At 64.5% G+C, this 18,031-nt stretch carries 20 protein-coding genes; 13 read left to right on the plus strand and 7 right to left on the minus strand.

Going from position 1 to position 18,031, the window contains the following annotated elements; genetic code table 11:
• Positions 1 to 11: 11 nt before the first annotated feature.
• The 4 genes from lepB to pyrE form a co-directional block, all read right to left on the minus strand.
• Positions 12 to 848 carry a signal peptidase I gene (gene lepB / locus RIA72_RS06705; RefSeq protein WP_350031536.1) on the minus strand — a complete coding sequence of 279 codons (837 nt, stop codon included), beginning with the start codon at positions 846 to 848 and terminating at the stop codon, positions 12 to 14.
• A gap of 7 nt (positions 849 to 855) precedes the next feature.
• Positions 856 to 1,257, minus strand: a complete 402-nt coding sequence (gene acpS / locus RIA72_RS06710) for a holo-ACP synthase (protein ID WP_350031537.1) — start codon at positions 1,255 to 1,257, stop codon at positions 856 to 858.
• Between the two features lie 121 nt (positions 1,258 to 1,378).
• The gene (locus RIA72_RS06715) at positions 1,379 to 2,125 is read right to left on the minus strand and encodes a pyridoxine 5'-phosphate synthase (RefSeq protein ID WP_350031538.1); all 747 of its coding nucleotides are present in this window, start codon (positions 2,123 to 2,125) and stop codon (positions 1,379 to 1,381) included.
• Positions 2,122 to 2,709: an orotate phosphoribosyltransferase gene (gene pyrE, locus RIA72_RS06720; RefSeq protein WP_350031539.1), complete on the minus strand. Its 588-nt coding sequence runs from the start codon at positions 2,707 to 2,709 to the stop codon at positions 2,122 to 2,124. The genes RIA72_RS06715 and pyrE overlap by 4 nt, the downstream gene beginning before the upstream one ends.
• A 232-nt stretch (positions 2,710 to 2,941) precedes the next feature.
• Between pyrE and coxB the strand changes: the two genes are divergently transcribed.
• The 12 genes from coxB to RIA72_RS06780 all read left to right on the plus strand — a co-directional run bounded on the left by coxB (position 2,942) and on the right by RIA72_RS06780 (position 13,778).
• Complete coding sequence (coxB, locus tag RIA72_RS06725; protein WP_350031540.1) at positions 2,942 to 4,027, plus strand: cytochrome c oxidase subunit II; 1,086 nt, start codon at positions 2,942 to 2,944, stop codon at positions 4,025 to 4,027.
• A gap of 15 nt (positions 4,028 to 4,042) precedes the next feature.
• Positions 4,043 to 5,710 (plus strand): cytochrome c oxidase subunit I, encoded by a 1,668-nt coding sequence (gene ctaD / locus RIA72_RS06730; RefSeq protein WP_350031541.1) that lies wholly within the window; start codon positions 4,043 to 4,045, stop codon positions 5,708 to 5,710.
• A 185-nt stretch (positions 5,711 to 5,895) separates the two neighbouring features.
• A complete protein-coding gene (locus RIA72_RS06735; RefSeq protein WP_350031542.1) occupies positions 5,896 to 6,807 on the plus strand; it encodes a heme o synthase in 912 nt (303 codons plus the stop codon).
• A complete protein-coding gene (locus tag RIA72_RS06740; protein ID WP_350031543.1) occupies positions 6,804 to 6,953 on the plus strand; it encodes a cytochrome c oxidase system small membrane protein in 150 nt (49 codons plus the stop codon). The genes RIA72_RS06735 and RIA72_RS06740 overlap by 4 nt, the downstream gene beginning before the upstream one ends.
• Entirely contained in the window at positions 6,950 to 7,510 is a 561-nt protein-coding gene (locus RIA72_RS06745) for a cytochrome c oxidase assembly protein (RefSeq protein ID WP_350031544.1), read from the plus strand. The genes RIA72_RS06740 and RIA72_RS06745 overlap by 4 nt, the downstream gene beginning before the upstream one ends.
• A gap of 80 nt (positions 7,511 to 7,590) precedes the next feature.
• Complete coding sequence (locus RIA72_RS06750; RefSeq protein ID WP_350031545.1) at positions 7,591 to 8,466, plus strand: cytochrome c oxidase subunit 3; 876 nt, start codon at positions 7,591 to 7,593, stop codon at positions 8,464 to 8,466.
• Positions 8,426 to 8,866, plus strand: a complete 441-nt coding sequence (locus RIA72_RS06755; protein WP_502957940.1) for a DUF983 domain-containing protein — start codon at positions 8,426 to 8,428, stop codon at positions 8,864 to 8,866. Before RIA72_RS06750 ends, RIA72_RS06755 begins: the two co-directional genes overlap by 41 nt.
• Positions 8,859 to 9,503 carry an SURF1 family protein gene (locus RIA72_RS06760; RefSeq protein WP_350031547.1) on the plus strand — a complete coding sequence of 215 codons (645 nt, stop codon included), beginning with the start codon at positions 8,859 to 8,861 and terminating at the stop codon, positions 9,501 to 9,503. The genes RIA72_RS06755 and RIA72_RS06760 overlap by 8 nt, the downstream gene beginning before the upstream one ends.
• Before the next feature lie 27 nt (positions 9,504 to 9,530).
• Positions 9,531 to 10,928: a threonine synthase gene (gene thrC / locus RIA72_RS06765; protein WP_350031548.1), complete on the plus strand. Its 1,398-nt coding sequence runs from the start codon at positions 9,531 to 9,533 to the stop codon at positions 10,926 to 10,928.
• A gap of 4 nt (positions 10,929 to 10,932) precedes the next feature.
• Positions 10,933 to 11,811, plus strand: coding sequence for a class I SAM-dependent methyltransferase (locus RIA72_RS06770; RefSeq protein WP_350031695.1), 879 nt, complete (start codon positions 10,933 to 10,935; stop codon positions 11,809 to 11,811).
• Positions 11,812 to 11,954: 143 nt separating this feature from the next.
• Positions 11,955 to 12,323 carry a PRC-barrel domain-containing protein gene (locus tag RIA72_RS06775; protein ID WP_350031549.1) on the plus strand — a complete coding sequence of 123 codons (369 nt, stop codon included), beginning with the start codon at positions 11,955 to 11,957 and terminating at the stop codon, positions 12,321 to 12,323.
• 159 nt (positions 12,324 to 12,482) lie between these two features.
• A complete protein-coding gene (locus tag RIA72_RS06780; RefSeq protein WP_350031550.1) occupies positions 12,483 to 13,778 on the plus strand; it encodes a sugar MFS transporter in 1,296 nt (431 codons plus the stop codon).
• Between the two features lie 72 nt (positions 13,779 to 13,850).
• Here the strand turns inward: RIA72_RS06780 and RIA72_RS06785 are convergent, their stop codons facing one another.
• On the minus strand, positions 13,851 to 14,987 hold the full coding sequence (locus tag RIA72_RS06785) for a sensor domain-containing diguanylate cyclase (protein ID WP_350031551.1): 1,137 nt from the start codon (positions 14,985 to 14,987) through the stop codon (positions 13,851 to 13,853).
• A gap of 394 nt (positions 14,988 to 15,381) precedes the next feature.
• On the opposite strand from RIA72_RS06785, the gene RIA72_RS06790 reads away from it, so the two are divergent.
• A complete protein-coding gene (locus tag RIA72_RS06790; protein ID WP_350031552.1) occupies positions 15,382 to 16,005 on the plus strand; it encodes a PilZ domain-containing protein in 624 nt (207 codons plus the stop codon).
• Between the two features lie 6 nt (positions 16,006 to 16,011).
• Here the strand turns inward: RIA72_RS06790 and aguB are convergent, their stop codons facing one another.
• A complete protein-coding gene (aguB, locus tag RIA72_RS06795; RefSeq protein ID WP_350031553.1) occupies positions 16,012 to 16,863 on the minus strand; it encodes an N-carbamoylputrescine amidase in 852 nt (283 codons plus the stop codon).
• A gap of 142 nt (positions 16,864 to 17,005) precedes the next feature.
• Positions 17,006 to 17,989: an agmatine deiminase family protein gene (locus tag RIA72_RS06800; RefSeq protein WP_350031554.1), complete on the minus strand. Its 984-nt coding sequence runs from the start codon at positions 17,987 to 17,989 to the stop codon at positions 17,006 to 17,008.
• Positions 17,990 to 18,031: the final 42 nt, after the last annotated feature.

Genomic DNA, 18,031 nt, shown 5'->3' on the forward strand with positions numbered 1-18,031 from the left:
TTCCTGCCTTGCTATTCGCTTTGACGCACAGGCCGAAGGTCGGTTCCCGCGCGTCCCGATCGCAGCGCGCCGAACCAGCTCAGCGGATTATACCATATGGCGGTTCCGTCGGTCGAAAAGCTGATGATCTCGGCGCGCCCGGCGATCGCGTCGAACGGGACGGCGCCGCCCAGGCCCTTGAGTTCGGCGGCGACGCGGCTGTCGGCACTGCCGTCGCGGTTGTCGCCCATCAGGAACAGATGACCCTCTGGCACCACATAGGGTCCATAATCGTCGGTGGCATAGCCGGGGCCCATGTCGATCGTATCGAAGCTGGCGCCGCCGGGCAGCGTTTCGCGGACGATCGGGATTTCGAGCATTTCCTTGCCGTCGGCGCCGCGCGTGATGAAGCGCGACAGGCTGGAATCGGGGCCGGGGGTGTTGCGGTCGACGGGGATCGCCATCATCGGCTGCACCTCGCGCTTGACCGGTTTGCCGTTGATGCTGAGTTCGCCGTTGACGAGCTCGATCGTATCGCCGGGCAGGCCGATCACGCGCTTGATATAGTCGACCCGCGTGATCGGATGTTCGAGCACGACGATGTCGCCGCGCTCGGGCAGCTTGCCGAACAGCCGGCCCTCCATCCTGGGCGCAAGGTGAAAGCTGACCGAGGCATAGGACCAGCCATAGGGATATTTGCTGACGATCAGCCGGTCGCCGTTGCGCAGCACCGGCATCATCGAATCGGACGGGATATAAAAGGGCTTTGCGACGCAGCTATGGATGCCGAGCACGAGCAGCAAAATCACCGCAATGTCGCGGATCAGCTTGCCCCAGCTGCCGTCATCCTTTGTCTTGTCCTTCGCCATTATCCGGTCAGTCCTTGATTGCTTCGATGATGACGAACGCCTGCGCCCAGGGGTGATCATCGGTCAATGTCAGATGAATATGCGCGCTGTGACCCGGCGGGATCATCTGCGCGAGCCGCTCGGCCGCCCCGCCGGTCAGCGCCAGCGTCGGGGCGCCCGAAGGCGCGTTGACGACGCCGATGTCCTTCATGAACACGCCGCGCTTGAAGCCGGTGCCGACGGCTTTCGAGAAAGCCTCCTTGGCGGCGAAACGCTTCGCATAGGTGCCTGCGCGCGTGAAGGGACGGCGGGCGGCTTTGGCGCGTTCGACGTCGGTGAAGACGCGCTTCTCGAACCGCTCCCCAAAACGGTCGAGCGAATTCTGAATGCGCTCGATATTGCAGAGGTCGGAGCCGAGGCCGATGATCATGGCGGCCCCAACAGGCTGTCACCCCCGCGAAGGCGGGGGTCGCCGGAGGCCTGCTTCTTCGACGCAGGGTAACGCTGCCAACGGCCCCCGTCTGCGCGGGGGCGACGATAATGCTTCACGCTCACCCGCGCGCCTCATCCATCAGGTCGCGCATCCGGCGCACGGCGTCTTCGAGTCCCGTGAAGATCGCCTCGCCGATCAGATAATGGCCGATATTGAGCTCGGCGAGCTGCGGGATCGCGGCGACGGGGACGACATTGTCGTAGGTGAGGCCGTGGCCCGCGTGCGGTTCGATGCCGTTCTTCCACGCGAGCGCGGCGGCATCGGCGATGCGGCGCAGTTCGGCAGCGCGTTCCTCGCCCTCGACATGCGCATAGCGGCCGGTGTGGAACTCGACGACGGGCGCGCGCAGGCGCATGGCAGCCTCGATCTGGCGCGCGTCGGGTTCGATGAACAGGCTGACGCGGATGCCCGCGTCGGACAGGCGCGAAACGATCGGGGCAAGGTGATTATGCTGCCCCGCGGCATCGAGTCCGCCTTCGGTCGTGCGCTCCTCGCGCTTTTCGGGGACGATACACGCGGCATGCGGTTTGTGGCGTAGCGCGATTTCGAGCATCTCGTCGGTCGCCGCCATCTCCAGATTGAGTGGCAGGTCGGTTGCGGCCTGGATGCGCGCCAGATCGTCGTCGCGGATATGGCGCCGGTCCTCGCGCAGATGCGCGGTGATGCCGTCCCCGCCGACCGCCGCGACAATCTCTGCCGCGCGTACCGGATCGGGGTGGTCGCCGCCGCGCGCGTTCCGGATCGTCGCGACATGGTCGATGTTAACGCCTAGCCGCAGGCGCCGTGGGGCGGGCGCGGCGTTCAAGCCGCGATGCTCCGGCTGCCGGGCTTGATCGCGGGCGTTTCCGCGAGGTCGGGTGGCAGTTCGTCGGCGGCATAGGTCGGGAAGTTGATCGCGACGAGCGGGTAGAAGGGCACGCCAAGGTCGACGCTGCCCGCCGACCGGTCGACGAGCGCCGCTTCCGCAAGAACTTCGCCGCCCGCGGCGCGTACCGCCTCCATCGCTTCGCGCGATGAAAGGCCGGTGGTCACGACATCTTCGACCATCAGCACTTTTGCGCCGGGATCGATCGTAAAGCCGCGGCGCAGTTCGAACGTGCCGGTCGGCCGCTCGACAAAGATCGCGGGCTTGCCGAGCGCCCGGCCCATTTCATGCCCGATGATCACGCCGCCCATCGCGGGCGAAACGACTATGTCGATCGCCTGGCGAAGCTCGCGCGGCAGCTTCGCGGCAAGCGCGGCGGCGAGGCGGCCGGCGCGCGTCGTGTCCATCAGCACGCGCGCGCACTGCAGATAATATTCGCTGTGGCGGCCGGAGGAGAGAAGGAAATGGCCCTGGAGCAGGGCGTCGGCGGCGCGGAATTCGGCCAGGATTTCATCATCGGTCATGGAAAATTTGTCTTTATGTCCATTGGGGCGCCCCCATTGGGCGGCCGGGTTCGGGCGGCGCGGATTTGCCAGCCGCAAAATAGTGTTAGAGATGCTTGAGGCAAGCGGCAAGCGGGTCTATAGCGCCCGCGAGATTCAGCCTGTCCGATGGCTGCACGGGCGTTTGTCCGGCGGTGGGGAAGGGCAGGCTGGGCGATCATAAATACAACAGGCAACGGGCGGCACATTCCTTATGAAGAGTTTGAAAACCCCTGTAATCAAGGTGTTAATGGCAGCGGCCTTGTCGCTTGGCGCGGCGGGTGCCGGCCAGGCTCAGACGGCGACGGCCCCGGCCGAAGCACCCGCTGCAACGGTTGCGGCGAATCCGGGGCCGGTGGTTGCTCCGGTCGAGGCGCCGGCGGCGACGCCGGTTCCCGCGACAGAGGCAGCGGCGCCCGCTGGCGATGCAACCTATGTGCCGATGAAGCCGACGCCGGGCGTCGGGCAGCCGGTCGACAGGGGAATCGATTTCCAGCAGCAGGTCAGCCCGATCGGCGAGCAGGCCTATTGGTTCAACCATGTGATGCTGCTGCCGATCATCACCTTCATCTCGCTCTTCGTTCTTGGCCTGCTGTTGTGGGCGATCGTGCGTTACCGCGCCAAGGCGAACCCGGTGCCGTCGAAAACGACGCACAACACCTTCATCGAAATCATCTGGACCGCGATTCCCGTCCTGATCCTGGCGGTGATTGCCGTGCCGTCGATCCGCTTGCTTGCGGCGCAATATGAACCGCCGAAGAAGGATGCGCTGACGATCAAAGTGACCGGATACCAATGGTATTGGGGCTATGCCTATCCCGATCAGGGCATCGGCGAATATGTGTCGAAGATGCTGACCAAGGAACAGGCCGATGCGGCGGGTGAACCGCACCAGCTGGCGGTCGACAACCGCATGGTCGTTCCCGTCGGGCGCCAGGTAAAGCTGATCATCACCGGCGCCGACGTGATCCACAGCTTTGCGGTTCCGGCCTTCTGGACCAAGATGGACGCGGTGCCGGGCCGCGCGAACGAAACGACCTTCACCGCGAACAAGGTCGGCGTTTATTACGGCCAGTGCTCCGAACTTTGCGGTGTCGACCATGGTTACATGCCGATCGCGGTCGAAGTGCTGCCGGTCGACAAGTGGGAAGCGTGGGTCCGCTCGAAGGGCGGCAACCCCGCCGGGCCGGCGGTCGAAACCGCCGCCGCGGCGGTTCCGGCTCCGGCCGCGATCCCCGCCGCCACGACCGAATCCGCGCCGGCTGCGGCTCCCGCCGCCGCCCCGGCCGCCAAGAATTAACAAGGGGTCCGACAGATGACCGATATCGCAGCAACTGCACCCGCGCACGGCCATGCCGATCACGCGCATGACGACCACGACACGCCGGGCTTTTTTGTCCGCTGGTTCATGTCGACGAACCACAAGGACATCGGCACGCTCTATCTGATCTTCGCGATTGTCGCGGGCATCGTCGGTGGCGTGCTGTCGGGCATGATGCGCCTCGAACTTGCCGAACCCGGCGTGCAATATCTGGGCGGCTGGGCCCAGATGCTCGGCGGCGCGGGCGACGAGGTCGCGGGCAAGCATTTCTGGAACGTGATGATCACCGCACACGGGCTGATCATGGTCTTCTTCATGGTCATGCCCGCGATGATCGGCGGCTTCGGCAACTGGTTCGTGCCGCTGATGATCGGTGCGCCCGACATGGCGTTCCCGCGCATGAACAACATCTCCTTCTGGCTGACCTTCGTGGCGTTCATCATGCTGGTCGGGTCGATGTTCGTTCCGGGCGGCAGCGGCCTTGGCGCCGGCACCGGCTGGACGGTCTATGCCCCGCTGTCGACCAGCGGATCGGCCGGGCCCGCGGTCGACATGGCGATCTTTTCGCTCCACCTTGCGGGCGCGGCGTCGATTTTGGGGGCGATCAACTTCATCACCACCATCTTCAACATGCGCGCGCCGGGCATGACGCTGCACAAGATGCCGCTGTTCGTGTGGTCTGTGCTTGTCACCGCCTTCCTGCTGCTGCTCGCGCTGCCGGTGCTCGCCGCGGCGATCACGATGCTGCTCACGGACCGCAACTTCGGCACCACTTTCTATGATGCGGCGGGTGGCGGCGATCCCGTGCTCTACCAGCATCTCTTCTGGTTCTTTGGCCACCCCGAAGTTTACATCATGATCCTGCCGGGCTTCGGCATCGTCAGCCAGATCATCTCGACCTTCAGCCGCAAGCCGGTGTTCGGCTATCTCGGCATGGCCTATGCCATGGTCGCGATCGGCGTCGTCGGCTTCATCGTGTGGGCGCACCACATGTTCACGGTCGGGATGAGCGTGAACCTGAAGATGTATTTCACCGCAGCGACGATGGTGATCGCGGTTCCGACGGGCATCAAGATCTTCAGCTGGATCGCGACGATGTGGGGCGGCTCGATGAGCTTCAAGACCCCGATGGTCTGGTCGCTTGGCTTCATCTTCATGTTCACCGTCGGCGGCGTGACCGGCGTGGTGCTCGCGAACGGCGGCGTCGATACGGCGCTCCACGACACCTATTATGTCGTCGCGCACTTCCACTATGTGCTTTCGCTGGGCGCGGTCTTCTCGCTCTTCGCGGGCTTCTATTACTGGTTCCCGAAGATGTCGGGCCGGATGTACAGCGAGTTTCTGGGCCAGCTGCACTTCTGGATTTTCTTCATCGGCGTGAACGTCCTGTTCTTCCCCCAGCATTTCCTGGGTCAGCAGGGCATGCCGCGCCGTTATCCCGACTATCCCGACGCCTATGCCTTCTGGCACCTCATTTCGTCCTATGGTTATGTCATCATGGGCGTGGGCGTGCTGATTTTCTTTGCGAATATCCTCTGGTCGCTCGCGGCTGGAAAGAAGGCGGCGGACAATCCGTGGGGCGAAGGCGCGACGACGCTCGAATGGACGCTGTCGAGCCCGCCGCCGTTCCACCAGTTCAACGAACTGCCGCGTATCGCCTGATCGGGTTCGCTCCCTGCCAAGAATCTTGGCGGGGAGCGTTCCCGTCGGGCTGGTTTGAGAGCATGAGCAATCACAACGAACTCGTTATTGCGAGCAAAGCGAAGCAATCCAGAGCGCACGTAAGCTGCTCTGGATTGCTTCGCTTTGCTCGCAATGACGGTGTTGCGGGGATATAGTTGGTCGATATGCCCCAGAGCCTGACCCATGCTGAGACGGCGCTTCCCGCCGACTGGCGCGACCTGTTCGCGCTGACCAAGCCGCGTGTCATGTCGCTGGTGGTGTTCACCGCGCTGTGCGGCCTGCTCGCGGCGCCGGGTACAGTCCATCCGGTGCTTGCCTTTTCGTCGATTCTTGCGATCGCGCTGGGGGCCGGGGCGTCGGGCGCGCTCAACCAATGGTATGAGGCGGGGCTCGACGCCAAGATGAAGCGGACCGCGGGGCGCCCGCTCCCCGCCGGACGGCTCGACCCGCAAACGGCATTGCAGTTCGGCATCGGGCTCGCGGCCTTTTCGCTGTTCCTGATGCTGTTCGCGTCGAACTGGCAGGCGACGCTGCTGCTGCTTGCCTCGATCCTTTTTTATGTCTTCGTCTATACGATGTGGCTGAAGCCGCGGACGCCGCAGAATATCGTCATCGGCGGCGCGGCGGGCGCCTTTCCGCCGCTGATCGGCTGGGTCGCCGCGACTGGGAGCGTCGCGCCGCTGCCGGTGCTGCTCTTCCTGCTCATTTTCCTCTGGACCCCGCCGCATTTCTGGGCGCTCGCGCTGTTCGTGCGGTCGGACTATGCCGCCGCGGGCATTCCGATGATGCCCGTCGTCGCGGGCGAGAAATCGACGCGGCGCCAGATTCTCTTCTATGCGATCATCATGGCGATCGGCGCGATCGCGCCGTGGCCCCTCGGATACACCGGGGCACTTTACGGCTGGACCGCGGCGATCCTGTCGGCCATCTTCGTGCTGCTGTCGATCCAGGTCGGCACGCGAACGACGGCCGAGGGCGACCTGATGCAGCCCGAAAAGCGGCTGTTCGCCTATTCGATCGCCTATCTTTTCATTCTCTTCGGCGCCGTCGTCGCCGACCATTGGTTGCCGCTATGACCGACGAACCGACCCAAGAGCCCTTCGACGAAGCCGAATATCGGCGCCGCCAGCGCAGCCGGGCGAACATGATGGCGTGGCTGCTCGGCGCGCTCGCGATCCTCTTTTTCTTCATCACCATTGCCAAGATGCAGATTTTCGCATGATCCAGAGCCTGTCCCCGAAAGCCAGGACCGCCAGCTTCGCAGCCGGCCTCGCGCTCGCGATGACCGGCCTCGGCTTTGCCGCGGTGCCACTCTATGATCTTTTCTGCCGCGTGACGGGCTTTGGCGGAACGACGCAGCGTTTCGATCCGGTTGCCGCGGCTGCCGAACCCGAAATCCTCAGTCAGACGATCTCGGTGCGCTTCGACGCCAATGTGTCGCCCGAACTGCCGTGGAAGTTTCGGCCCGAACATCCGCGCGACACGGTCAGCATCGGCGCGCGCGACATGGCGATTTTCATTGCCGAGAATAATTCGGCGGCGCCGGTCGTCGGCACCGCCAGCTTCAACGTCACGCCGACGCAGGCGGGCAAATATTTCACCAAGATCCAGTGCTTCTGCTTCACCGAGCAGCGGCTGGAACCGGGGCAGCAGATGCGGATGCCGGTGCTGTTCTTCGTCGACCCCGCGATCCTCGACGACCCCGACGCGCGCGACGTTCAGGAAATCACGCTAAGCTATACCTTCCACCCTGTAGACGGGGGCAAAAAGGCGAGCTAAGGCCGCATCCAAGAGTCTAACAAGGACCGGCGGGTGATGGGGAATCGTCACGCTGGGGCAGCAAAAACGGGAATTGTGACATGGCCGGTGCCAAACATCATGACTATCACCTCGTAAATCCCAGCGTCTGGCCGCTCATCGGGTCGCTGTCGGCGATGGTGATGTTCTTCGGCCTCGTCATGGCCATGCACGCCGATTATTTCGGCGGCGTCGGCAAATGGGTTCTCGGCCTGGGCTTCATGGGCGTGATCGCGACTTTTTTCAGCTGGTGGTCGGACGTCATCAACGAAGCCCATGCGGGCGACCATACGCCGGTCGTGCAGCTTCACCTGCGCTATGGCATGATCCTGTTCATCGCGTCCGAAGTCATGTTCTTCGTCGGCTGGTTCTGGGCGTGGTTCGACTTTTCGCTGTTTCCGGTGCCGATCGAATATGCCGATGGGGCCGTCACCTCGCTGTTCGGGCAGGAGGGGGCCGAGGCGATTACCATGTGGCCGCCGAAGGGCATCGAGGTCATCGATCCCTTCTCGCTGCCGCTGCTCAACACGCTGATCCTGCTGTGCTCGGGCACCACGATCACCTGGGCGCACCATGCGCTGATCCACGGCGACCGCGAGGGGCTGAAAAAAGGCCTGTGGGCGACGATTATCCTCGGCGTCGTCTTCTCGATGATCCAGGCCTATGAATATGCCCATGCGCCCTGGGGTTTTGGCGGCAGCAACTATAGCTCGGCCTTCTACATGGCGACGGGCTTCCACGGCTTCCACGTCCTCGTGGGGACGATCTTTCTGATCGTCTGCCTTGTTCGCGCCTATAAGGGTCATTTCACGCCGCAGCAGCATTTCGGTTTCGAGGCCGCCGCCTGGTATTGGCACTTCGTCGACGTGGTGTGGCTGTTCCTCTTCATCATCGTCTATGTCTGGGGCGGCTGGGGCGCGCCGATCGCCGCGCACTGAGTTGACCGACAAGGCACCATCACCAAGGGGGCAGCCGCCGATCGGGCGCGCTGCCCTTTTTGGCCTCTGCCCCGAATGCGGGGCGAAGACCCTGTTCGACGGGCCGGTGAAATTCGCGCCGCGATGCCGCGCCTGCGCGCTCGATTTTCAGCGCTATAATGTCGGCGACGGACCCGCCGCCTTTCTGACGATGATTATCGGCGCGCTGCTGATCGTGCTGGCGCTCGCGCTCGATTTCGCGCTCGAACCGCCTTTGTGGGTGCATGTGCTGCTGTGGGTTCCGCTGACCGCCGCGGCGGTGGTCTATGGGCTGCGCGTCGCCAAGGCGGCGCTGCTCGCGTCGGAGCATCAGCGGAGCGCGGCGGAGGGACGGCTCGCGGGGACCGACGAGGATGACTGACCCCGCTCTGCCCTCGCCGCGGCGGTGGCCCATCGTTCCGACGATCCTCGTCCTCGCGGCGGTGGCGGTGATGATCGCGCTCGGCGTCTGGCAGCTTCAGCGCAAGGCCGACAAGGAAGCGCTGATCGCGCTCTATGCGCGCAACATGGCGATGTCGTCGCTCGTCACCTATCCCGAACTGCCGCCTGTCCCCGACGCGATGCTTTATCGCAAGAGCAGCGTCGTCTGCCTGGAGCCGGTGCGTTGGGATCCGCGCAGCGGGACCGACCGCAAGGGAGGCAAGGGCTTTCGCATGATTGCCGACTGCCGCACGGGGGCGGAGGGACCGGGCGTGCTCGTCGATGTGGGGACCGGCGATGGCTTTGCGCCGCCCGAATGGACGGGCGGGATTGTGCAGGGGACGATCGTGCCCGGCCCCGAACAGCCGAGCATGATGGCGCGCGTGACGAACAAGGCCGCCCCGGCGCGTGCGATGCTGGTTGCCGACACGCCGGTCGCGGGATTGCGGCCAAGTGCGGTGCCGTCGGCCGATGATACGCCGAACAATCATCTGGCCTATGCCGTGCAATGGTTCCTTTTCGCCGCCGCGGCGCTCGTCATCTATATATTGGCGGTGCGTCGCCGCTTGCGGCCTTGAGCCGTCGCCGCTAGTCGCAGCGGCGACATGGACTATATCAGCACCCGCGGCTCCGCGCCGACCCTCGACTTTCGTGCCGCCACGCTTGCAGGCCTCGCCGCCGATGGCGGGCTTTATGTGCCGGCGAAATGGCCGCAAATGTCGAACGACGAGATTCGCGCGCTCGCCGGCCTCGATTATGTCGAAACCGCCGTCAGGGTGATGCGTCCCTTTGTCGAAGGCGCGCTGACCGAGGAGGAATTGCGCGCGCTTTGCCGCGCGGCCTATGGGCGGTTCAGCCATGATGGGGTGACGCCGCTCGTCCAGCTCGACCATCGGCACTGGCTGCTCGAGCTGTTCCATGGTCCGACGCTGGCGTTCAAGGATGTCGCGCTGCAACTGCTCGGTGAATTGTTCGAGACTTTTCTTTCCGGCGGCGGCACCGACATCACCATCGTCGGCGCGACGTCGGGCGATACCGGGTCGGCGGCGATCGAGGCGGTGGCAGGACGCGAGCATATCCGCATCTTCATGCTCCACCCCGAAGGGCGGGTGAGCGATGTCCAGCGCCGTCAGATGACGACCGTGCTCGCGCCCAACGTCCACAATATCGCGATCGACGGCAGCTTCGACGATGCGCAGGCGATGGTGAAGCGGCTGTTCGGCGATGAAGACGCACGGGCTGAGGTCAATCTGTCGGCGGTGAACAGCATCAACTGGGCGCGGTTGATGGCGCAGGTCGTCTATTATTTCTATGCCGCCGTCCGCCTCGGTGCGCCCGACCGCCCGGTGGCGTTCAGCGTGCCGACGGGCAATTTCGGCGATGTGTTTGCGGGCTATGTGGCGACGCAGATGGGCCTGCCTGTCGCGCGGCTCGTCGTCGCCACCAACGTCAACGACATCCTGCACCGCGCGCTCACCAGCGGCGATTACAGCGCGGGGACGGTGACGCCGACCGCGACGCCGAGCATGGACATTCAGGTCAGCAGCAATTTCGAACGGCTGCTCTTCGACCTTGCGGGCCGCGATGGCGCCGCGATCGCGGGCATGATGGGCGAGTTCGACCAGAAGCGCGCGATGACGATTCCTGCCGATATGCTGGCGGGTGCGCGCGATCTGTTTTCGAGCGCGAGCATCGACGGCGACGCGATGGCGCTCGCGCTGCGCTGGGCGCAGGAGCGCGGCGGGCAGGTGATCGATCCGCATAGCGCGGTCGGCCTGGCTGCGGCGCGCGCGCAGGACATCGACGCCGACATTCCGGTGGTCACGCTGGCGACGGCGCACCCAGCCAAGTTCCGCGAGGCGGTCGAGCGCGCGACGGGCGTGCGGCCGCCGCTGCCCGCGCGGCTCGGCAATCTGTTCGAGCGCGAGGAACGCTATACCAAGCTTCCCGGCGACTATGACGCGGTGAAGGCGTTCATCCTCGCGGAAGCGGCGCGTGGCTGATCTGCTGCCCCTCGTCACGCTCGTCGGCGAGGCGTGGGACGATTATGGGCTGGTCGACAGCGGGAACGGGCGCAAGCTTGAACGCTATGGCCGCTATCGGTTCATCCGCCCCGAACCGCAGGCGATGTGGGCTCCTGCGTTGCCCGAAAGCGAGTGGGAACAGGCCGACGGCGAGTTTATTCCGGCGTCGGACGACGATGGCGGCGGGCGCTGGTATTATGCCAAGCCCGTTCCGGCCGAGGGCTGGCCGCTGGCGTGGCGCGAGGCACGCTTCACCGCGTCGTGCACGCCCTTTCGCCACCTGGGCTTTTTCCCCGACATGGCGCCGGTGTGGGATTGGCTGCGCGAGGGGGTGGCGGATAAGGACGACCCGGCATTCCTCAACCTGTTCGGCTATACCGGCGTCGGCAGTCAGGCGCTCGCAGCGGCAGGTGCGTCGGTCACGCACGTCGATGCGTCCAAAAAATCGGTGGCGCAGGCGCGCGAAAATGCCGCGCTGGCCGGGATGACCGACAAGCCGATCCGCTGGATCGTCGACGATGCCGGGAAATTCACCGCACGCGAGGTGCGGCGCGGGCGGCGCTATGACGCGATCCTGCTCGATCCGCCCAAATTCGGCCGCGGGCCGAACAATGAACGCTGGCAGATCGAGGAGGGGCTGGCACCGCTGCTCGCCGATTGCCGCCGGTTGCTCGATGCCGACAGCCGCGCGTTGTTCCTGACCGTCTATGCCGTGCGCATGTCGGCGCTCGCCATCGGCGAGTTGCTCGCGCAGCTTTTCGCCGACCTGCCCGGCGAGGTTGAATGCGGCGAACTCGCGGTGCGCGAAGAGGCGAGGGGGTTGCTGCTGCCCACCGCCATCTTTGCGCGCTGGCGCCGCTGACCGGCGCAGCTTTCGCACTGCCCGCCATGGTTTTCAGCGCTACCGGCAACTCCGGCGCGTCTCTCCCGTTGCTTGGGCAGAGGGCGGTGCGGCCGGCTCCTCCGGCCAGCGCCTCGCCTTCGCCAGCAGAAGGAGTGACGATCATGGGTGACACCCTTGAACGCGAAACACATCGGCTGATCTCGTCGGACAAGGTCGAAGGAACCGCCGTTTACAATCCGCAAAATGAAAAGCTCGGTTCGATCGCGCATGTGATGATCGACAAGAAATCGGGCAAAAGCGAATATGCGGTGATGGAGTTCGGCGGGATCTTCGGGATCGGCAGCGATCATTATCCGATTCCGTGGGACATGCTGAGCTATGACACCGGCAAGGGCGGCTATGTCGTCGATATTGCGAAGGACCGGCTGACCGACGCGCCGCGCTACGCGCGCGACCAGGCGCCCGAATATACCGACGATTATGGCCGCAACATCTATGGCTATTACGGGCTGCCTTACCCGATGCTGTGATGCGGGATATGCCGCACGGTCAGGGGCTGTTCGCTCGCCGGGCGGCTCCTGACGCGTGCATACGAATGTCGTGCGCCTGCCCCCGATTCGCGCTTGCCCCCCGCCGTCAATATGACATGACCCGATGGGGTATAACCCGGACATAAAATGGGGGATGGTATGGCGTTGGCGCCGGATATTTCATCGAGCATCGACCCGGTTGCGGTGGAAGCGCAGGGCGCGCATGTCGATGCGCCGGAGCTGCGCCTGTTCGTGATGGGGCTCTTCTTCATCTTCGGCGGCATCACGTCGCTCAACGACGTGTTGATCCCGAAGCTGAAAGAGCTGTTCACGCTCAATTACACACAGGCGATGCTGATCCAGTTCTGCTTCTTCACCGCCTATCTCGTCATTGGCATTCCAGGCGCGAAGCTGGTCAAGAAAATCGGCTATATGCGCGGCGCGGTCGCGGGACTGCTGACGATGCTCGCCGGATGTCTGCTCTTCATCCCCGCGTCGCAGCAGGCGGTGTACGGCCTTTTCCTGCTCGCGCTGTTCGTGCTCGCGAGCGGCGTGGTGATCGTGCAGGTCGTTGCCAATCCGCTCATCTCGCTGCTCGGCAAGCCCGAAACCGCGCACAGCCGCCTGACCTTTGCGCAGGCTTTCAATTCGCTGGGGACCACCGTCTTCCCCGTTGTCGGATCGATGCTGATTCTGGGGAGTCTCGCGGCGGTCAGCGCCGATCAATTGTCGGGCGCCGAACTCGACGCATACCGTACCGCCGAAAGCCAGGCGATTGTTCACGGCTATCTGGGCATTGCGGTCGCGCTGGCCGTGGTCGCGGGGGCCGTGTGGATGTTCCGCAACCGGCTGCAGGGCGAAAGGCACGAAGCGAGTGCAGGGCTTGCGGGTTTTGACCTGCTGAAGCGTCCGCGCTTCGGCTTCGGCGCGCTCTGCATTTTCCTCTATGTCGGCGCCGAGGTTTCGATCGGGTCGCTCATCGTCAACTATCTGATGCAGCCGGGCGTCATGGCATTGGCCGAGCAGGATGCGGGCAAGCTGATCGGCTATTATTGGGGCGGCGCGATGGTCGGGCGTTTCATCGGGTCGGGCCTGATGCGCGTCGTCAGCCCCGGTTGGCTGCTCGCCTGTGTCGCTGTCGGCGCCATCACATTGATCCTGATTTCGACCAACACCAGCGGGGCCCTATCAGGCTACAGCCTGCTCGGCATCGGACTGATGAACGCGATCATGTTTCCGACGATCTTCAGCCTGGCGTCCGAAAAGCTGGGTAGCCGTGCGGCCGACGGATCGGGGATCATCAACGTGGCGATCTTTGGCGGCGCGGTCGTTCCGCTGGCCACCGGCGTCATTGCAGATGTTACCGGCAGCCTCGCAACCGCGCTGCTGCTTCCCGCGCTCTGCTACGCCGTCATTGCCGCTTTCGGCTATTACGCACGGCGCCCGGCGGTCTGACCGCAAGGCCGCGGGCAGCGCGCGGTCCCGCGCACTGCCCGCGGCTCCCGCCCCCTCGCGGAAAGCCGGTCTTCAGGCCGGATCGGCGATGCGGATGCAGTTTCGCCCTTCGGTCTTGGCTTTGTAGAGCGCCGCGTCGGCCGCCTTGAGCGCCGCGCGCGCATCGCCATAGCCGAACATATCCGCGACCCCGCCCGAAAAGGTGATCCGGCCAAAGGGCTCGTCGGTCTTGCGGTTGATGAGCCGCCGCCCGGCGAGCGCCTCGCGCGCGTCGTCAAGTTTTTCGGCGGCCTCGCTTGGTGTGAGGCCGCGGAACAGCATCACAAATTCTTCGCCGCCATGGCGCGCGACATGGCATTTGTCGTTGGAGATACGTGCCAGCGTGTCGGCGATCGCCTTGATGACGCGGTCGCCGGCTTCGTGGCCGTGCGTGTCGTTGACCTTCTTGAACTCGTCGATGTCGCAAAAGGCGACGCTCAGCGGTTCGACCGCAGCGCGCGCTTCCTTGTAATGCCGGTCGAGCAGATTCTCGAACGCGCGGCGATTGGGAAGCCCCGTCAGATAGTCGAGTTCGGCATCGCGCTTGGCGCGGTCGAGGCTGCGGCGCAGTGCTTTCGCCTCGTCCTCGCTCTTGCGCATATCCTCTTCGGCCTTGCGCGTGCGTTCGAGCATGACCTTGGCAAGATCGGCAAGGCTGGAAACGATACGCCCGGTCTTTTGCAGCTGTTCAAGATCGGTGACATGCTGTTCGAGTTCGATGCCATAATCGCTCGTTACGGTACGGGCTTCCTTCGTTTTGGCGTGAAAGGCTTCAAGGTTCGCCTCAAGCCGCGTGATCAGCTTGTCGAGTTCGGCGCGGTCGGGCTGGCCGTCTTCCTGCTCCTCCAGCTCATCGAGCCATTTCTGCGTGATGCCCTGCGGACTTTGCGCCTGCGCGACGATGAGCCGCGCAAGCCGGGGAGCACGCCCCGAAAAGGCACCGTGGGCGAGCAGAAGGTTGGCGGGCGACACTTCCAGGTCATTGTCGACGAGGAACGAGGTGATCGACGCCGCGAGCTCGTATCGCGCCTCGCGCGCGAGGTCGCGCGGGCGGCCGGGATCGGGGGGCGGGTAACCGCCTTCGGAGGCGCCGCCGCGCGTGCGGCGCAACCCCAGCCAACCCATGAGCCGCCCTGCAGCCTCGTTCGATGGTGATGCTTTGCTGGTCATGCGAGCTTTAACGAACGCGACGGGCCCGATTTAAGCGGGCTTTCTCTCCATTTTGCACGGAGATTTACGGGAGTGAGCGATAGCGCTGTCGAAACAAAGATTTAGAGGCCAAGCCAATTATCGGCAGGCCGATGGCGTCGCTCACTTTTGCGCTGACGCGAAACCCCCACAGCCGGGCCTTAATCCTCTCGTGCCCAAACCGTGAAATACATAAAATACGAACTGTTCGATCGGCAGCCAGCGTACGCGCTTGATGGAAGAGGTGTTAACTATCGTTCTCAATATAATTGAATTTTTGAGAAAAACTTGGTATCCAGACGGCGACCTGACAGTAGTTTGCAGTATCGACAAAGGGTTACACCCTATGCGTTGCTGCCCCGGCAAGGTAAAAGACATGAGCCCACGTCGCTTCTCCAATCCGGCAGAGGAGCAGGATTCCGGCACAGCGGGCGATCGCCGTGGCGGCGATCGTTATCGCACGGTATGGCGCATCGCCAAGGTCACGCGCAACGGCGATGCCGGGCTGTGGCGCGTGCGCAACATGTCCGACCGCGGTATGATGCTCGCAGCCGACGTCCCGATCACGGTCGGCGAAAAGCTCGAAATCGCGCTCTCCGACACCGTGACGATATGCGGCAAGGTGGTGTGGTCTGATGGCGGACGTTGCGGCGTTTCTTTCGATGCCGAGGTCGATGTCGCTGACATACTCAAGCAGCTGGCGGCGGAACAGCGCGCGATGGGCTATCGCCAGCCGCGCCTGCCGGTGCACGCCCAGGCGCAGATCGTGGCGGAGGATGGCACGGCATGCAGCGTCGAACTGGTCGACCTGTCACAGCATGGCGCGGGTTTCATCCACGACGGGCATTTCGAGGTCGGCAAGGAGATCGACCTCGTGCTGGCCGGCGGGGTCAAGCGCCGCGCGATCGTCCGCTGGGTGCGCAAAGGGCGCGGCGGACTGTGGCTGACGCAGCCTCTCGACCGCGCGGACCTCGAAAGCATCCACCGTTTCGAAGGCTGATCGCGGTCAGACGTCCTCGATCAACCGCGCGTAAAGCTGGGGTCGCCGGTCGCGGAAAAAGCCCATGCCCGCGCGGTGCTTCGCCGCGCGATCAAGATCGATCGTTTCCACGAGCACGCCCGTCTCGCCGGCGCCGAAGGCCTGCGTCATGTCGCCCCATTCGTCGGTGATGAAGCTGTGGCCATAGAAGTTCGCGTCGCCCTCCGTTCCAATGCGATTGGCGGCGATCACCGGCATACAGTTCGACACGCTATGCCCCTGCATGGCGCGCCGCCACATGCGGCTGGTGTCGAGGTCGGCGTCATAGGGCTCTGACCCGATCGCGGTCGGATAGAAAAGCAATTCGGCGCCCATCAGCGCCATCGCGCGCGCGCATTCGGGATACCATTGGTCCCAGCACACCCCGACGCCGATGCGGGTGCCGAAGACATCCCACACCTTGAACCCCGTATTGCCGGGGCGAAAATAATATTTCTCCTCATACCCCGGCCCGTCGGGAATATGACTCTTGCGATAGGTTCCCATGATGCTGCCGTCGGGGCCGATCATCGCAAGCGTGTTGTAATAGTGCGGACCGTCCTTTTCGAAAAAGCTGGTCGGGACCGCGACTTTGAGCTTCGCGGCGAGCGCCTGCATCGCGATCACGCTCGGATGCTCGGCAGTCGGGCGAGCGTTGGCGAAAAGTTCTTCCTCCTCGACCTGGCAGAAATAGGGGCCTTCAAAGAGTTCGGGCGGAAGGATGACCCGCGCACCCTTCGCCGCCGCCTCCTCGACGAGCACGGAGACAGCCTCGATGTTGGGCTGGACGGGGCCGGGCAGGGGCAGCTGCAGCGCGGCGACGGTGATGGTGCGGGTCATGGGGCGGATATAAGGATGGTCGCGCATCTTGCCAGCGCAAAAGCGCCAGCCCCCTTTACGTCATCCCGGCGAAGGCCGGGATCCCGCCGTCGCGACATGATGTGAGGTCGAGATCCCGGCCTTCGCCGGGATGACGGTCATTTTAGTGTGGAAGCTGCTGGCTCGAGCAGTGAAAACTGCCCCCGCCGGCGATGATCCCGCGCGCGGGTACGCCGATGGCGCGGCGATCGGGGAAGCAGGCAGCGAGGGCATCGACCGCCGCCCCGTCATTCGCCACGCCATAGGTCGGCACGACGACGACGCTGTTGCCGATGTAGAAGTTCATATAGCTCGCCGCCGCGATCTCGCCGCCCACTTCGACGCGACCGGGCGAGGGGAGGTCGACGATGTCAATCCCGCCGAACGCCGCCGCGCGCGCGCGCGCATCGGCGTAGATGGCGGCGTTGGGGTCGTCGTCGTCCGCGGCCACCGGCAGCGCGAGCCGTCCTTCACCGACGAAGCGCGCGAGATTGTCGACATGGCCGTCGGTATGATCGCCGACCAGCCCCTTGCCGAGCCACAGCAGCCGCTCGATGCCGAGCGACCGGTGCAGCCGCGCCGCGATCTCCTCGCGCGTCAGCATCGGATTGCGATTGGGGTTGAGCAGGCATTCTTCGGTGGTGACGCACAGCCCCGTGCCGTCGACGTCGATCCCGCCGCCTTCGAGAACCCAGTCCTGATCGTCGACCGGCAGGCCGCTGGCCGCTGCCAGCGCGGCGCCGACTTCCTGATCGCCCGGCATGACGAATTTTTCGCCCCACCAGTTGAACTTGAAATTGCACGCGCGCCGCTCTGCGCCGGTGCCGACGATGATCGGCCCGGTATCGCGTAGCCAGATGTCGCCGAGCGGTTGGACCAGAATTTTTACACCTGACCCGACGAGCGCGGCGGCGATGTCGGCCTGCCGCGCATCGTTGACCACCAGCCGCACCTCCTCGCCGCGCCCGCCGTCATGGACCGCATTGGCGAAGGCGGCGACGTCGCGCCGCGCGGTGTCGATGGCGCCCGCCCATTCTTCATCAAGGTGCGGGAAACCGATCCACACGGCGTCGTGCGGTGCCCATTCGGCGGGCATGCGGAGAGTCATTGGCACTTGTCCTCTCTTCGTCATTGCGAGGAGTGAAGCGAG

Origin of the sequence: Sphingopyxis sp., from assembly GCF_040216815.1 — a bacterium.
In the GTDB taxonomy this organism is placed as follows: Bacteria; Pseudomonadota; Alphaproteobacteria; order Sphingomonadales; family Sphingomonadaceae; genus Sphingopyxis.

Coding starts and splice junctions, on each gene's coding strand:
- acpS (WP_350031537.1), bottom strand. CDS start 1,257: ATGATCATCGGCCTCGGCTCCGACCTCTGCAATATCGAGCGCATTCAG.
- RIA72_RS06800 (WP_350031554.1), bottom strand. CDS start 17,989: ATGACTCTCCGCATGCCCGCCGAATGGGCACCGCACGACGCCGTGTGG.
- RIA72_RS06790 (WP_350031552.1), top strand. CDS start 15,382: ATGAGCCCACGTCGCTTCTCCAATCCGGCAGAGGAGCAGGATTCCGGC.
- lepB (WP_350031536.1), bottom strand. CDS start 848: ATGGCGAAGGACAAGACAAAGGATGACGGCAGCTGGGGCAAGCTGATC.
- pyrE (WP_350031539.1), bottom strand. CDS start 2,709: ATGACCGATGATGAAATCCTGGCCGAATTCCGCGCCGCCGACGCCCTG.
- ctaD (WP_350031541.1), top strand. CDS start 4,043: ATGACCGATATCGCAGCAACTGCACCCGCGCACGGCCATGCCGATCAC.
- RIA72_RS06735 (WP_350031542.1), top strand. CDS start 5,896: ATGCCCCAGAGCCTGACCCATGCTGAGACGGCGCTTCCCGCCGACTGG.
- RIA72_RS06760 (WP_350031547.1), top strand. CDS start 8,859: ATGACTGACCCCGCTCTGCCCTCGCCGCGGCGGTGGCCCATCGTTCCG.
- RIA72_RS06780 (WP_350031550.1), top strand. CDS start 12,483: ATGGCGTTGGCGCCGGATATTTCATCGAGCATCGACCCGGTTGCGGTG.
- RIA72_RS06745 (WP_350031544.1), top strand. CDS start 6,950: ATGATCCAGAGCCTGTCCCCGAAAGCCAGGACCGCCAGCTTCGCAGCC.
- aguB (WP_350031553.1), bottom strand. CDS start 16,863: ATGACCCGCACCATCACCGTCGCCGCGCTGCAGCTGCCCCTGCCCGGC.
- coxB (WP_350031540.1), top strand. CDS start 2,942: ATGAAGAGTTTGAAAACCCCTGTAATCAAGGTGTTAATGGCAGCGGCC.
- RIA72_RS06750 (WP_350031545.1), top strand. CDS start 7,591: ATGGCCGGTGCCAAACATCATGACTATCACCTCGTAAATCCCAGCGTC.
- RIA72_RS06740 (WP_350031543.1), top strand. CDS start 6,804: ATGACCGACGAACCGACCCAAGAGCCCTTCGACGAAGCCGAATATCGG.
- thrC (WP_350031548.1), top strand. CDS start 9,531: ATGGACTATATCAGCACCCGCGGCTCCGCGCCGACCCTCGACTTTCGT.
- RIA72_RS06785 (WP_350031551.1), bottom strand. CDS start 14,987: ATGACCAGCAAAGCATCACCATCGAACGAGGCTGCAGGGCGGCTCATG.
- RIA72_RS06755 (WP_502957940.1), top strand. CDS start 8,426: ATGTCTGGGGCGGCTGGGGCGCGCCGATCGCCGCGCACTGAGTTGACC.
- RIA72_RS06775 (WP_350031549.1), top strand. CDS start 11,955: ATGGGTGACACCCTTGAACGCGAAACACATCGGCTGATCTCGTCGGAC.